General features: G+C 42.1%; 15 protein-coding genes. 13 read left to right on the forward strand and 2 right to left on the reverse strand.

What is annotated here, in order from left to right:
• Positions 1-128: 128 nt before the first annotated feature.
• Positions 129-1073 (reverse strand): LysR family transcriptional regulator, encoded by a 945-nt coding sequence (locus F608_RS0103605; RefSeq protein WP_022664249.1) that lies wholly within the window; start codon positions 1071-1073, stop codon positions 129-131.
• A gap of 111 nt (positions 1074-1184) precedes the next feature.
• Here F608_RS0103605 and F608_RS0103610 point away from each other — a divergent pair, with 111 nt between their 5' ends.
• The 3 genes from F608_RS0103610 (at position 1185) to F608_RS0103620 (ending at position 3009) form a co-directional block, all read left to right on the forward strand.
• Positions 1185-2024, forward strand: a complete 840-nt coding sequence (locus tag F608_RS0103610) for a DMT family transporter (RefSeq protein ID WP_022664250.1) — start codon at positions 1185-1187, stop codon at positions 2022-2024.
• Between the two features lie 139 nt (positions 2025-2163).
• On the forward strand, positions 2164-2475 hold the full coding sequence (locus tag F608_RS30575; RefSeq protein ID WP_084680967.1) for a diguanylate cyclase domain-containing protein: 312 nt from the start codon (positions 2164-2166) through the stop codon (positions 2473-2475).
• Positions 2476-2511: 36 nt separating this feature from the next.
• On the forward strand, positions 2512-3009 hold the full coding sequence (locus F608_RS0103620) for a hypothetical protein (protein WP_022664252.1): 498 nt from the start codon (positions 2512-2514) through the stop codon (positions 3007-3009).
• 184 nt (positions 3010-3193) lie between these two features.
• Here F608_RS0103620 and F608_RS0103625 read toward each other — a convergent pair whose 3' ends face one another.
• Positions 3194-3580, reverse strand: a complete 387-nt coding sequence (locus tag F608_RS0103625; RefSeq protein WP_022664253.1) for a universal stress protein — start codon at positions 3578-3580, stop codon at positions 3194-3196.
• A gap of 542 nt (positions 3581-4122) precedes the next feature.
• On the opposite strand from F608_RS0103625, the gene F608_RS0103630 reads away from it, so the two are divergent.
• The 10 genes from F608_RS0103630 to F608_RS0103675 all read left to right on the forward strand — a co-directional run bounded on the left by F608_RS0103630 (position 4123) and on the right by F608_RS0103675 (position 13805).
• The gene (locus tag F608_RS0103630) at positions 4123-5076 is read left to right on the forward strand and encodes an RDD family protein (RefSeq protein WP_022664254.1); all 954 of its coding nucleotides are present in this window, start codon (positions 4123-4125) and stop codon (positions 5074-5076) included.
• 66 nt (positions 5077-5142) lie between these two features.
• On the forward strand, positions 5143-5589 hold the full coding sequence (locus tag F608_RS34350) for a hypothetical protein (protein WP_022664255.1): 447 nt from the start codon (positions 5143-5145) through the stop codon (positions 5587-5589).
• A 163-nt stretch (positions 5590-5752) separates the two neighbouring features.
• Positions 5753-6613: a 5'/3'-nucleotidase SurE gene (surE, locus tag F608_RS30585; RefSeq protein WP_022664256.1), complete on the forward strand. Its 861-nt coding sequence runs from the start codon at positions 5753-5755 to the stop codon at positions 6611-6613.
• 387 nt (positions 6614-7000) lie between these two features.
• Positions 7001-7186: a hypothetical protein gene (locus F608_RS36090; protein ID WP_022664257.1), complete on the forward strand. Its 186-nt coding sequence runs from the start codon at positions 7001-7003 to the stop codon at positions 7184-7186.
• Positions 7187-7509: 323 nt separating this feature from the next.
• Positions 7510-8517, forward strand: a complete 1008-nt coding sequence (locus F608_RS0103650) for a GxxExxY protein (RefSeq protein ID WP_022664258.1) — start codon at positions 7510-7512, stop codon at positions 8515-8517.
• A 126-nt stretch (positions 8518-8643) separates the two neighbouring features.
• Positions 8644-11373, forward strand: a complete 2730-nt coding sequence (locus F608_RS0103655) for a DEAD/DEAH box helicase (RefSeq protein ID WP_022664259.1) — start codon at positions 8644-8646, stop codon at positions 11371-11373.
• A 37-nt stretch (positions 11374-11410) separates the two neighbouring features.
• Positions 11411-11776, forward strand: coding sequence for a hypothetical protein (locus F608_RS0103660; protein WP_022664260.1), 366 nt, complete (start codon positions 11411-11413; stop codon positions 11774-11776).
• Positions 11763-12158: a nuclear transport factor 2 family protein gene (locus F608_RS0103665; RefSeq protein WP_022664261.1), complete on the forward strand. Its 396-nt coding sequence runs from the start codon at positions 11763-11765 to the stop codon at positions 12156-12158. Before F608_RS0103660 ends, F608_RS0103665 begins: the two co-directional genes overlap by 14 nt.
• Before the next feature lie 123 nt (positions 12159-12281).
• Positions 12282-12938 (forward strand): hypothetical protein, encoded by a 657-nt coding sequence (locus F608_RS0103670; RefSeq protein ID WP_027362442.1) that lies wholly within the window; start codon positions 12282-12284, stop codon positions 12936-12938.
• Positions 12939-13037: 99 nt separating this feature from the next.
• Complete coding sequence (locus F608_RS0103675) at positions 13038-13805, forward strand: class I SAM-dependent methyltransferase (RefSeq protein ID WP_022664263.1); 768 nt, start codon at positions 13038-13040, stop codon at positions 13803-13805.
• Positions 13806-13830 lie beyond the last annotated feature (25 nt).

Consider the following 13830-nt stretch of genomic DNA (forward strand, 5'->3'; position numbering starts at 1 on the left):
ACCTTTCTGATTTTTGCAAGGTTGGGGTGAATTCGAACCGCAAATTGGTGGAATCTTGAAGATGTAACTTGACTTGGGTAACCGTTTTTCAAGGAAGGATCGACATTTTCCTTGTTGAAAGACTCCCTCTAAACAGCGCCTTTTACCGCTTGTCCATCACTGAACCGGTTCTTTAAAAAGTTCCGGAATTTTCTCTGGGTAAGGGTTAAAACACTGTCTTTAAGAGCGACGATGGATATGGTGTTCACCAGCTTTTCAGGCTTGGGGAATATGGGGATGATTTCCTTTTTCTCGATTTCTTCTTTCCATAGGTGCTCGGAAGTCAGGCCGACACCCATACCGTTTCGAATACATTCCATCAGAGCTTGATGCGCTTCTATGGCCATAACAATATTAAAATCATTTATCCTTTTTTTATAATAATACCAGAACCAATGCCGCAGAATGATGGGCTCGTTTTCATCTGTCAGATACTCCAGAGATAACAGATCGTTTAAAGAGAGGTTTTTATTTATTCGTTTCTCATAATATGCCCTGGAACAGGCCAAAACAAAATATTCCAGCATCAACGGCTCTATTGCGTAAAGTTCAGGTTTGCCCGGGAGCTGGTCATAGGCTGAAAAAAAATCAATCAATGCGAAATCAAGCTCACCTTTATTGAGCAGGTCAATCAGCACATCAGATTCCTCAAACCTGACTGAAAAACGGACATCGGGATAAATTTTCCTGAACTCTGAACAAATTTGAGGTAGGTACGTTGTCCCGAAAATGATGGGTGAACCAATCATAAGGGAACCGTAAGGTTTGTCCATGGCTATGGAAAGATGCTCGATTTCACGGTCCAATTCTTTTAAAAAAGGCTGGACAGTTTTGAAAAGATGATGAGCAGCACTTGTGGGAACGATTCTTTTGTGGAGCCTTGAGAATAAAGGCGTCTTAATCTCTTCCTCCAGTTTTTTAATCTGCTGGCTTACCGCAGGCTGCGAAATATGAAGTTTTTCTGCAGCCTTACTGATGCTGTTTTCAGCATAGACACAATGGAAAACATGGACACGGTTCAGATCATATCTCATAAGTTTTTATTATCAAAAACATAAAAATGAATAATTTTACGTAATATTATATCAGGATTAAGATAAAGGCAAGATTATCCCGACACTCTTTAAAATTTAGGAGAAGCCATAATGCTTTCCATCCTCCTGTCCCTTGTGGCATGTGTTGGCTGGGGTGTTGCAGACTTTATCGGCGGATTGAAAAGCCGTACTTTACCTACCTTTACTCTGTTGCTGATTTCCAATATATCAGGAATTTCTTGTCTTCTTCTGATCGTGGCAGCTTTCAGCAGGAACCTGCCTGAAGATCCAAACCTGATTTGGTCTGTTCCCGCAGGATTTGTGGGGTTGACGGCCATGTATCTATTGTACAGAAGCCTTGCCATTGGGGTGATTTCGATTCTTGCTCCCGTAAGTGCCACCGGCACCATTCTTCCTGTTGTTTGGGGAATCATCTGCGGTGACACTCTGTCTGGTCTGCAGTTATCAGGCATGGCCATGGCATTTGCCGGAACCATACTGGCAGTGATGGAATCCGGGGGAGAAACCCACCGAGTGAAAGCGGCAAAAGGAATTCATCTGGCACTCGCTGCCGCAGTCTGTATCGGATTTTACTTCATCCTCATGGACAGAGCTGCCCAAAACCATCCACTCTGGGCATCCATGATTATGCGATGTTCTACCCTTGTTTTTTTAATACCGCTGATGCTGATTAACCGCACCCCGCTCACAGTAGGGAAACCTCATTTGCCCTGGGTTGTTATCATGGGTCTTGTGGACACAATCGCCGCCTTTGCCTTTGCTGCCGCAACAAGGGAGGGGATGTTAAGCGTTGTCTCTATTCTCAGCAGTCTTTACCCTGCAGTCACGGTCTTTCTCAGCGCCGTCATCGTTAAAGAGAAATTAAACAAGGCTCAGTCATTCGGGGTTCTTCTCGCTATTTCAGGTGTAGCGCTAATTTCTGGATTTTAAAAAAAGAACGATGCCTTTTAATCCAGTCATGGCCCTTTTTTCTTGCCGCCGGTTCGGGCCTGACATTCCCTGATAAAGTTACCCGCAGCAAAACCGATTCCCGCCGAACCTTGCGGCTGCAAGGCCGTTCCAGGATGAAATCGGATCCCTGGCCGGCGACGAGGTGCTCAAAAAAAGCAACCCTGCTCCAGGAATCCCTGCGCCAAAACATCTTGCCGGAAGATGGGGCGGGGAGGAGTTTCTCATTCTTCTGCCCCACCAGAAAATCGACCAGGTCCGGAGCGTGGCTGAAAAGCTCAGATCTGTTATTGAAACCACGGTTTTTGACGAGGTGAACTCCATCACCGCAAGTTTCGGAGTGGCCGAATACAATGCAGAAGAGACCGTGGCCGGCCTAAAAAATCTATTGACCTGTCTACGGCTTCACACTCTATCCTCCTCCATTGTTTAGAAGAATGAATTGAAAACCCAAATTGGAGGATGAACCATGAACACCCGTTTCAATGGTGAGGTAAAACGGGAAACCCGTCTCTATGTGGCCGATATCAGCCATCCGGCATCAAAAATATTCCCCCTTCTCTGCCCCACAAGGGAGTATGAGTGGATTGAAGGATGGGAATGCGATCTATTGTATTCCGAATCCGGACTCGCAGAGCAGGACTGTATTTTCCAATGCCGTATTTTAAATGGAAACCTGCCTGAAATGTGGATACTCGATCTTTACCAGCCCGATGAAAAGATCCAGTTTTCTATTCACATGGACGGCTGCATCATCCGGTATACAATCACCTTATTTGAAAAACCCGATAAAACCACGGTATCCACCTGGCATATGACCCTGACGGCTTTTAATGAAGCAGGGCATAGATTTCTTGCCGAAAACGATCCCGAGGTATTCAAGGCAAAGTTCTCGGTTTTCGAGGCCATGCTCAACCACTACCTGGAAACCGGTGAGAAGCTTACTTTTACAGATCTCAACAAGTAGTCAGGCATCCCGGGAAAGGAAATGACCTGCAGTGAACAAATACAGGGTACCTCTAATAATTAGGATTTTGGTTTGAGTTCAAGGCGCATGAAAATTTTAACCGGAGGAATATACGTAATATTTCGAGGATTAAAATTTTCATGCAACGAAGAAATCGGGCCAAAAGACAATTATTAGAGGTGGCCTACAATTTAACTGTCATCACTGGACAGGGGGCTTCCAGGATAACGTATTGAGCTGTTGATCCAAATATAGCCCCTACTTTGGACTGTTTCCTAACCCCAATGATAATCTGATCAACTGCCTTTTCCCGGGCATAGTCTACTATATCCTCACCCGGAGTCATTCCCCGGATCAGGATATGGGTTTCACAGTTTATCTGCTGTGCATCAAATACATTCATTTTGACATCTTCCAGGTGAGCCTCCAGGGCGGCTATCCCCTGCTGGGATGCCTCCTGGGGGCAGCTCCTGACAAGGTAGACAACCGCATCAAACGCCTTGGCCGTTTTAACCGCCTCCGGCAGAATCGCATCGGCAAACGCCGAATCATATGCAACCAGTATTTTCATTCTACACACCTCTTTAAATTTTATTTCCCGATATCTTCTGCCCTTGAATTTTGTCGGCTGTTCCTGGCAAAGAAGCGGCAAAACATCTGCCGTTCAATACCTTCTTTTACACACCTATCTTTTTCCCGATGATGCTGCAATTAAAAGTTGAAACCATATTAGACTGATTAAAATTAGTAAAATTATTTAAAACACGACTATATATTAGTTAGGATGATGCTGCCGGTCTTTAACCGAAACCCTTATCCACTCCTTTCCGCTATCTAAATATTTGCTTTCACAATATCTCTTTACACGATATTTTATTATTGATATGGCTTGATTCAGGTAAAATGGGCATGCGGATTCGGTGTCGCTCTTATTCTCATGGTACGTGTTTGGCTATTGAGTCGTGAATGATATGCGAACGCGTACAATTACTGTTAGCAATCACGGAGAATAGAGTGATAGGAAAGGTGAATGCACTATCTGTATTTATAGCCTGGATATTTCTTGATGCCTGCCGTTCAGCGGGGTGCCGGGTTTCAAAAAAGGAGTGATGAATGCAATTTAAAATTTCCGGCTTTTGGAAGAGAGTCGGCGCTTTTTTCATAGACGCTGTCATTTTAGGAATCTTCGGCCTTCTTCTCGGCCTATTTTTTTCTCAGCAATTTGTTGAATTGGGCGGTTGGGGACGAACTGTCGGATTTCCAATTGCGGCTATCTATTTTGTACTATTGAACAGCCGGATTGGCGGAGGACAAACAATCGGAAAAAGAGCCCTAAAAATCCAGGTTGTTGATAAGAACGGAGAACTCATCAGCTTGTGGAAAAGCGCTTTTCGGTATTCTATTATCGGTATTCCATATTTTCTTAATGGGGCCATGATTCCAGAATCAATTTTACAGCCTATCGGCTTTTTCCTTGTGTCTCTGCTGGTATTCGGGTTCGGCCTTTCAATCTTTTATTTGATCCTTTTCAACCGCAACACCCGCCAGTCGCTGCATGATATTATGGCGGGTACTTTCGTCATTCGCAAAGGCCTTGTGTCTGACAAAGCAGTTAAACCTATCTGGTCAGTACACTACGCCGTCTGTGGCCTCTTTCTGGTGCTTGCCTTACTCGTTCCAATATTTGTTGAAAATCTAAGTCAAAACGAATTTTTCTCAGAGCTCATCAAGACCCGAGAGCAGATACAAAAGATTCCCCAGGTCGTTTATGCAACCGTTCAGGATGGCCGATCAACTTTCAGCTCATCAGATGATAAATCCAAAACAACAACCTATCTGAGTACCCAGGCACTTATAAGCCACCCCAACATTGAAGATGAAAGACTTGCTTTACAAATCGCAAATATCATTTTAGAAACCCATGAAGAAGCAATTCAGAGAAATCTTGTCCAGGTTGTTCTAACCTATGGGTATGATATAGGGATTGCATCAAAATGGAACAGCCGTCGCTATTCTTTTTCTCCGGAAGATTGGCTGAAAAAAAAAGAATCCAACCATGAGAACTAACTCGGATGCAAAGTCCGCTATGCTCCAGGTGCTCCTGACCGATGTGGTGTCGTTGAAGGATTATTGATGAACACCCAATTGATCATAACCGTGTCAATTGTTCTTGGTCTGTTATTTCTTTTTTTCATCTCAGCCATGGTGTTTTCCAAAACCCGCAGGAATTTGGATAGAATTATTCAAGAAAGATTTAATAAAGAAGAGCTGATTGGAGCAACCACGAGATCAAATTTTTTTGGAATTAAATCCCGCGGTGGAGCGCAGATAAGGGGAAATGGTGCTCTTGTTCTTACAAAAGATGCCATTTATTCAATAAGATCATTTCCCAGAAATGAATTTAAGATACCGATTCATTCCATCCGAAGTGTATCCATGCCAAAGGCATTTAACGGCAAATCAGTATTTGTGCCACTATTATGTGTGAACTTTGATACCGGATATGGCGAAGATTCAATTGCATGGGCGCTGAAAGACGCAAGGAAGTGGAAAGAAGCCATAGAAAAGATGACAACTTGAAAGGATACCCACACGCTTTCTTCGGACAGGTGACAGGCTGCTGCGCCGCGCCTGCCCCTAAGCTTAGAACCTGGCGGAGCCTGGGATCAAGCAGTGATTCTTGCATTATAAAACAAGATACCGCCATCTCCAGACACAGATTTTAAAACAATGGAAAAGCAAAATGAATACTTCAAACATGGTGAACAGACCCAGGATTTTATTGACAAATGATGACGGAATCCATTCTCCAGGGCTGAAAGCGGCGGTGGAAGCGGTTATGGATTTAGCGGATCTTATTGTTGCCGCGCCAAGCGTTCAGCAGACAGGGATGGGAAGGAGTTTAACGGGAAACAGAAGCGCCGGGCTCATACCGATTGATTACAAAGTAAATGGGCAAAGGGTAACCGCATATCATTGTGAATGCTCGCCGGCGCTGGTTACCAAACATGCCTTGAAGGTTTTATATCCCCTTGAAAAACCGGATCTATTGGTTTCAGGAATCAATTACGGAGAAAATCTCGGGATAAACGTGACAACTTCAGGGACCATTGGCGCTGCTCTTGAAGCCTCAAGTTATGGGATTCCGGCAATAGCGATTTCAAAACAGACGGATATCGACTCACATCACGAATACACAAATCAGGACTGGAGTGCGTCAAGGCACTTTCTAAACAGCTTTGCAAAAATTTTAATGACCCGACCAATGCCCCGGGATGTTGATCTATTAAAAATTGATATTCCAACCGGCGCGACCTCTTCGACCCCCTGGAAATTATCAAAACTGGCTAAAAGCACGTATTACTCCAGCTACCTGGACTCACCATCGTTGCAGAGCAGAATCGGCGATGCAAAACTCAAAATTGAAATAGATCCAGAGACCCTTGATCCTGAATCAGACATATACGTATTTGCAGTTGAAGAACTCGTATCGGTCACTCCCATGAGTCTGGATTCAACTTCCAGGGTGAGTTTCCCGTCCCTTCAAGGAGTACTCAATGACCACCGGAAAAATATTGTCACCGCACGCCGGACACGCCGGTGACCCGGGCGTGATGCTGTACAGGGTTTAAGATGGAAAGCACTGAAAGCGGTCTTAAAAACCTTCGCAATTTTCGTACCCTTCGTCGTTTGAAAGCCATGGTACTCTTTCTGCCATGAAGAACGCGAAGAAAAACTTCCAGTAAACGGCAAACTTTGAACCTCCCCGGCGGCGCCGGGGGCTTATCCATAGCAGTTAAATGGACCGTCCGGCCGGGATCACCCTATTTTATACCGGGTTTGGGGACAATCCTTTTTGCCTGGCCGAAGTTCCCATGTCCCGAACCTGGATTGGGAACGAATGCTGCGGACACAGAGAGCTCAGAGGTTCAGCACTTTCGTGCTGATTTTTTTTTTGCGAGCCTGCACGGCCCATCAGAGAAGAATGCCTATGGCTGTCCTGCAGCGGGAAAACAGGAAAAGGGTTGCCGTGGATCGGACCTCCGGCCGGGGCGGGGCCGGCTGCGCAGGGTTAACGATTTCCACAGCCTCTATCATTCCGCTCCGCCAAGGGCCGAAACTCACTTCGTTCAGACAGTCGGCCCTTTTATGCCTCCGCTCCATGAAGAGTCTGTAGGAAATCGAACCCGATGTCTCCGCCCTGCCCCGCCCCGGCCTCCACGGCAGCAGACAAAGATCATGGGGCTTTCAAATGAGGGTGTCCGGCGCCTCAACCCTTATTCACTCCTTTCTGCTATGTAAGCATTTGATTTCACAATATCTCTTTACACGATATGGGAATGCTGATATGGCTTCAATTACGTGTAAGAATGATGTTATCCAGATATCATTTAATTTCTCATGTTCTGCGGTTGGCCATCTAATCATGAATGATATGCGGATCCGGTCAATTACTTGTTCACGGCGGCTGCACCGCGATTAACTTTCTAAAGGAACAACATGAATCTGTTAGATTTATTAAGAGATAAAGCTGAATATTTTTCTACATCTGAGGACGATATTGGCGTTTCAAGCGTGGTCACACATATCGAAATTGCTGAAAGACATTTTGAGAATGGTAAATCTGGTGATGACTATTTGTTCAATGATGTAATCTACAGAAGTAATCAAGCCTTTGAAGGTGCGCTTAAAGAGGCATATAGAATAATTTCCGGGAAAAACCCAAATAGAGTAACTCCACATAAGATTGAGAAACATTTTGAAGAAAATAATGTTCTGAAAGAGAGAGTATTACAGCTATTTACTAATTATCGAACCGAGTGGAGAAATAAGTCAACACATGATTACAAACTTTATTTTTCCGAGCAAGAAGCCTTTCTTGCAATCGTAAATATATCAGCTTTTATAAATATACTATTTGACCAAATGGTTGAAAAACGGGCTTATGACAAAAAGACCACGGATCTTAAAAAATCAAAACCTGCCAAAGATTTAACTAAGACAAATACACAATTGAAAGATAGAATAGTTGAGTTATTGATTTCCTATTCAAAAAGTTTCCCTGATAAGACCTCAGGAACAGTGCTGCCAAGGATAACGGAGGTGGAGTTATCAGGTTCATTGAAGGCTTATTTGAATAGCCTTGCTGAGGATATTGACGTTTATTCTGAGTTTTCAATACCGACAAATCAAGATCGTCGGTTTTACAGAGCTGATTTTTTTCTTCAAAAGGGAAAAGAAAAATTAATTATTGAAGTTAAAAATTCATTCCATGCCGGTTCCCAGATTCTTAAAGGAGGAACGGAGCAGCTGTTAAGTTATCTGACATTATCTGGCGTTTCCAATGGCATACTGTATATACCACCATTGAATAAAGATGAAGAAATGGAAGTAGTTAAAACAACTAGGGAACTTGGATCCAAGTTATTCAGCTTAATAAAAATATTTCCAAAAGAAAGATTTAACAGAGCCAACTCAGCCGAAGCTAAAAACGACACAACTGATTAGCACTGCATTCATGGCGGCGTTGTTGCCATGAATGCAATGCTGACTGAGTCCAGTCCCAAAATCTCAGTCAATTATTTTTGGGGATACAATTGTCAAACATAATCAAACTTATGGTGGTGATTTAAAATGAATATTTCAGAAGCTGCAAAATTTGGTGCAGATGGTTCCGTTTTGGATTTGTTGAGAAGCGGTGGGTTTAAGCAATATACATATGCTCAAGAAGAAGCCATTAAAGCAGGTTTATGTAATGGAAAAAGTCTTGTGATCGCGGCTCCTACATCGTCCGGAAAAACTACAATTGCTGAAATTGCTGCGGTTGATGGAGCAATGAAAGGAAAAAAAACCGTTTATTTAGTAACTCACAAGGCTTTAGCGGAAGAAAAGTACAACTCGTTTAAAGAAACTTATGAAACTGGCAACTGGTTCAGTGTATCAATTGCAACTGGAGACAGATCTGAGGGAGAATGGCGAGACGGTATTTTAGTGGCCACATATGAAAAATACCTCGCACTGATAAGTAGCTCTACAACATACTCTCTTAGAGATAAAATTGTTATAGCCGATGAACTACAAATCATTTCAGACGATGCCAGAGGATCAGATGTTGAAGTCCTATTATCAATTATCAGAAAACAAATTCCGGCCCAATTTATTGCCCTTTCTGCTACCGCCCCAAATGTAGGCCAAATTGCCGGGTGGTTTAAGTGTGATTTTATTAATGTGCATAACCGGGATGTTCCTTTAAGACAAGAATTTTGGTTTAATAATCAGCGATTTTATAATTATCTTGGGACAGAAGAGGTTTTTCAAGAATCAAACACTGAAATAGTAGCTGATAATGCTATTAATGCAGTAAATAATCTCCTTGAAAAGGATCTGGGGCCAGTCTTGGTTTTTACCATGACTAAACCTAGAGCAGTTGAATTAGCTGATAAGTTTTCAAAAAGTCGCGAGCAAGATGTAAAATCATACATGATTACGGAACAGCTTGATCTTTTCAGTGAACCCACTGGTGTCTCTGCCACCTTAAAAGGAACAACTGAAAGAAAAGTTGCTTTTCATTCAACTGATTTGAGTTTTTCTGAAAGAGCAGTTATCGAAGAAGCATTACGAAAACGGAATTTGGATGTTGTCTTTGCTACGCCCACTTTAGCAGCAGGGGTAAACTTCCCAATAAGAACTGTCCTTTTCGATTCATTCAACAGATTCTGGGTTTCAGGAGATCCTTGGATATCAAAAAGTGAATACCTAAACATGTCTGGAAGGGCTGGACGACTCGGTTTCGATGAAGAAGGCTTATCTATTCTATTAGTAACAAATAGAGCTGAAGCCATAAAAGCGAACGAATATCTTTCTCCGGAAGAATCGAATTTATATTCAAAATTATTTAACAAAAGCATTAGGAAGTCCGTTCTCTCTCTTATCTCAAGCCGGATATGTAAAAGCGAAGATGAAATAAACTCATTTTATTCGGAAACATTTTGGTGGCATCAACACCTTGAAATGAATCCTAAAAAACTCTCACAAGTCGCGCTGCTGGTTTCAGAGTCAATTGATTGGCTTCTTAAAAATAAATTGTTTTCAGGGAATAATCAAAACCTATACCCAACACCATTGGGTAGGTCCATTTCATCAACCGGTTTGCTACCATCAACAGCTATTTTTCTTCTTTCATTATTGAAAAACAATAGTTCTGTATTGGATGAAGATTTTGAAATTTCTCTAATTCATGCAATTTGTTCTAGTGATGAGTTTTCGGAAGAAAATGGGCAACGCTTTCTGCCGTATGCAAGAAGAAATCAACCCGAAGTTCGGGCTTGGCAAGAGATATCAACCAAAAATCTATTTATAGACCCTGATAGTGTTGAAAATTATGATCGTGTTACTAATGCAACGTATGGAGCGAGTCTATGGATACAAGGTGTTTCTGAAAAAAAGTTAAGGCGCAATATTCCTCCTATCTCCTATGGTCAATTGCATGCACTATCAGTTGACATTTCATGGATTGTTGATGGGTTGACAAAGATTGTGACTACACCAGGGGAATCTTTACCATCATCGATAGAGACAAAACTAAATATTTTGGCTGAAAAGATGCGTTACGGTGTCACGGAAGAAGCAATCGATATTTTAAAATCAGCCACTAAATTTGATGTTCCTGGTTTGGGAAGGCAAAGAGCTATGATGCTTGTTGATAAGGGAATATCAGAGCCAAATCAGATAATTAATGCAACTATTAATCAACTAAAAGCGATTCTTCAAAATTCAAAAAGAGCGCGGTTGTTCATTGAAGCAGTCGCGAAATTTTTTAATAGCAATTTTGATTACTGGAAAAATAGGCATTTAAGAGTGGCTAATGAGTTGGGATTAGATGAAAAATTAATCTCATCTTCATATGATTTAAAAGGTAATGAGTATGAAAATCCAATAAGTACTATTCTCCAAGAATTCTCATGGGAAACTTCAAAATTAGACATAAATATGAAGCAAGGAATGCCCGATTTCATGTTAACTCAAAATGAAGTTTCGATACTTTTGGAATGTAAAACAAAACAGAAAGAAAACGCTACAATTACTAAAAAAGATGCGTTTGCTGTTTTAACAAAAGGAGCAGATATAAATGCAAACCATAGCGTTACACTTGGAAAACCTGAATTCGATACCTTTTCCAAATATAAAGCAAGTGGGTCGAACAAAATTACACTTCTTTCTCATTTTGTTTTTATCGAAGCATATCTTCTGTTCAAAGAAGGTAAAGCTGATTCAGACCAGATATTCCTATGGCTCCAGATCCCTGGTGTAGCGTCTATGGAAGCGCTTAAAAATATAATTGAATATGGGAAGCAGTACAGATAAATTCTTATATATTGATAATCAAAAAGTAGGAGGCAAAATGTCAAAAGGGGCATTAACCGTAGGAGAACTGAGAGCTCGACTTCAAGGCCTAAAAGATAGTGACAAATTATTTTTTTCTGGAGGATTAACCTTCTACAAACTGAAGCATTGGGACGATGACGAATTCATCGTGGAGTTTAATGAAGCAGAAGATTTCATGTCAGAGGATTTCAAAAAGAGAAATCTTAATGTTCAAGTTGTATTTATGAAATATGAGAATGCAGATTGGAACGAAGATGGTAGTATTAAAGATTCCAGGGACACAATACCCAATTCCAACAATCAAAAGGAACTCGGACAAGCCGGTGATTTTAAAATATTATGTACCTTAAATCATAGGTTAAATGGTTATGAAGATTACTGATCCAAATGAACTCAGGGAGTTTCAAGTATTCCTTGATGAATACAATGATTGTTTTTATCAAAGAGATTTAAAGAGACTCAAAAATCTATATGCTTCTGATGGTGATATTATTTTCTTTGACAACCATGAAGATTGTGATTCACAGGATTTAGATGATCATCTGTTAAAAGTCTTAAAATTTTTTGAATCCGGTAAAATCGAAGAAATATTGTTGGAGGATAGGGTTATTTACCGGCACGGAGATGGTGCTTGTATCATAATGAGATGCAGATATCCCAGCAAACCCAAGCCGTGTGTAAGGACAACACTATATTTAGAAAAACATGATAATTTTTGGAAAATTAGACACATACATTATTCGTTTGATCCAAATGAACAATAGAATTATCACACAACGAGTTCAAGGGATACGATACTTCGGACAAGCCGGTGATTTTAAAATATTCCCGGCGGCTGCGCCGGTCAGCACCGCGATTATAAGCAAAACATGTGGGAAAATAGCAATATGCTTATGAAGTGGCTACCGTTGTATATAATTATCATATCATGCTGCCTCATAATTGATCATGCTGGACATTGTTCTGAAACCTACCACATCGGGAACAACCGTGTTCTTTTATATAAAATTATAAATTGGTGGTACGATTGTCTTCCGGAAGAATCAAATGCACTTTGCGGGCTCACCGTAAAATGCAGAAGCAGGGACGACACTCAGGTTGTATACAATGAAACGGAAATGATATTGAGGCTTCAAATAGATGGAGGCTTTGCAGGGCAGTTTTCCATATTCAAACAATGTGAACCCTGTTTAGGCCCGTCCCATTTGAAATGCACATGGTTAAACAAGAAGTACTTCGGCAAAGGCGAAGCAGCAATTATATCAAATGATTTTCAAGCTATACGTATTTTTACAATTAAAAACATTGATAAATATCATGGCCAAATTATTCAGAACCTCGAGAAAGATATCGAATTTGAGCTGGAGGGATCGATTGGCGGACTGCTGAACGGCCGGGTCGCCTTACATCGGGCTGGGGACTTTATCAAGACTTGCTCAACCCCTTCTCATGGTTTGGGCGACAGTTTGCCGATCTCCCTCAAAATCATCAACTCTAATACAAAAGAGATACTCGCAACATATTCTGCTATTATGGAAAAATAGAAACCATAACAAGGCTTTTGCAGCGGTGCGCAAAAAGAACCGCCGGTAAAAGAAGGCATTCCCGGCAATTCAGCTGCGGGAATTCTTTAAAGGTTAAACATGAAAACCACAGAAATCCAATGGTCCTGGTATAACCCGGTTATCCAGGAACTCCTTTTAAAATATTACCGGGACTGGCTTTTCAATACTCCTGAGATTTCCGGGAAAATGGTGGAAAGGGTTCTTTCGATTTCCGGCATCCAGCCCCCCGGCCAGGTATTGGATATCGGATGCGGCCTGGGCTACCATGCCTCGGCTTTTGCCCAAAAAGGCTTTCAGGTTCTGGCCTTTGATCCGGGGGACCGATATCTGGAAATTGCACGCGAGAATACGGAAGAGAACCGGGATTTTGTAAAACTCCGGCAGATGAAGTGTTCAGACCTGGATGAATCCGAAGATTTTGATCTGGCCTGGGCCGGCTCTTACTGCCCGGGGCAGCTTTCCCCTTCCGAGGCGGTTCAGGATTTTTCCAGGATTTTCAGGTCCCTGAAGCCGGGGGCATGGTTTGTGGCCAATGTGGCGGGAAAGCCCAAGGTTCCCCCTTCGGAAAAGGTAAGGAACTGGCGGCAGTTATCCGATTGTTTTGCCCTTACGGAAAAATGGGCGGATGAGATCTATTTCCATGAGCATTGCTGGTTTATCTATCCTGAAACCGATAAGATCATCAAATTTGCCGAAAAGGAGCGGATGTACGGCGTGAATGAGATCCCCCCTCTTCTGGCGGAAGCCGGATTTGAAGAGATCTCAACGGCGGGTCGTCTGAAAGGGGATGAACCGGCGCAAGAGGGGAAACATTTTGCGTTCTGGTGCAGAAAGCCCCAAAATTAACCCGGATTCAGAGATTGTGCCGTTC

Origin of the sequence: Desulfospira joergensenii DSM 10085, from assembly GCF_000420085.1 — a bacterium.
GTDB classification, from domain to species: domain Bacteria; phylum Desulfobacterota; class Desulfobacteria; order Desulfobacterales; family Desulfobacteraceae; genus Desulfospira; species Desulfospira joergensenii.

Excerpts from the sequence above, each read along its gene's own strand:
- F608_RS0103605 (WP_022664249.1), bottom strand. The coding sequence starts at position 1,073 with ATGAGATATGATCTGAACCGTGTCCATGTTTTCCATTGTGTCTATGCT.
- F608_RS0103625 (WP_022664253.1), bottom strand. The coding sequence starts at position 3,580 with ATGAAAATACTGGTTGCATATGATTCGGCGTTTGCCGATGCGATTCTG.
- F608_RS0103630 (WP_022664254.1), top strand. The coding sequence starts at position 4,123 with ATGCAATTTAAAATTTCCGGCTTTTGGAAGAGAGTCGGCGCTTTTTTC.
- F608_RS0103650 (WP_022664258.1), top strand. The coding sequence starts at position 7,510 with ATGAATCTGTTAGATTTATTAAGAGATAAAGCTGAATATTTTTCTACA.
- F608_RS0103670 (WP_027362442.1), top strand. The coding sequence starts at position 12,282 with ATGCTTATGAAGTGGCTACCGTTGTATATAATTATCATATCATGCTGC.
- surE (WP_022664256.1), top strand. The coding sequence starts at position 5,753 with ATGAATACTTCAAACATGGTGAACAGACCCAGGATTTTATTGACAAAT.
- F608_RS34350 (WP_022664255.1), top strand. The coding sequence starts at position 5,143 with ATGAACACCCAATTGATCATAACCGTGTCAATTGTTCTTGGTCTGTTA.
- F608_RS0103675 (WP_022664263.1), top strand. The coding sequence starts at position 13,038 with ATGAAAACCACAGAAATCCAATGGTCCTGGTATAACCCGGTTATCCAG.
- F608_RS0103655 (WP_022664259.1), top strand. The coding sequence starts at position 8,644 with ATGAATATTTCAGAAGCTGCAAAATTTGGTGCAGATGGTTCCGTTTTG.
- F608_RS0103610 (WP_022664250.1), top strand. The coding sequence starts at position 1,185 with ATGCTTTCCATCCTCCTGTCCCTTGTGGCATGTGTTGGCTGGGGTGTT.
- F608_RS0103660 (WP_022664260.1), top strand. The coding sequence starts at position 11,411 with ATGTCAAAAGGGGCATTAACCGTAGGAGAACTGAGAGCTCGACTTCAA.
- F608_RS0103665 (WP_022664261.1), top strand. The coding sequence starts at position 11,763 with ATGAAGATTACTGATCCAAATGAACTCAGGGAGTTTCAAGTATTCCTT.
- F608_RS36090 (WP_022664257.1), top strand. The coding sequence starts at position 7,001 with ATGGCTGTCCTGCAGCGGGAAAACAGGAAAAGGGTTGCCGTGGATCGG.
- F608_RS0103620 (WP_022664252.1), top strand. The coding sequence starts at position 2,512 with ATGAACACCCGTTTCAATGGTGAGGTAAAACGGGAAACCCGTCTCTAT.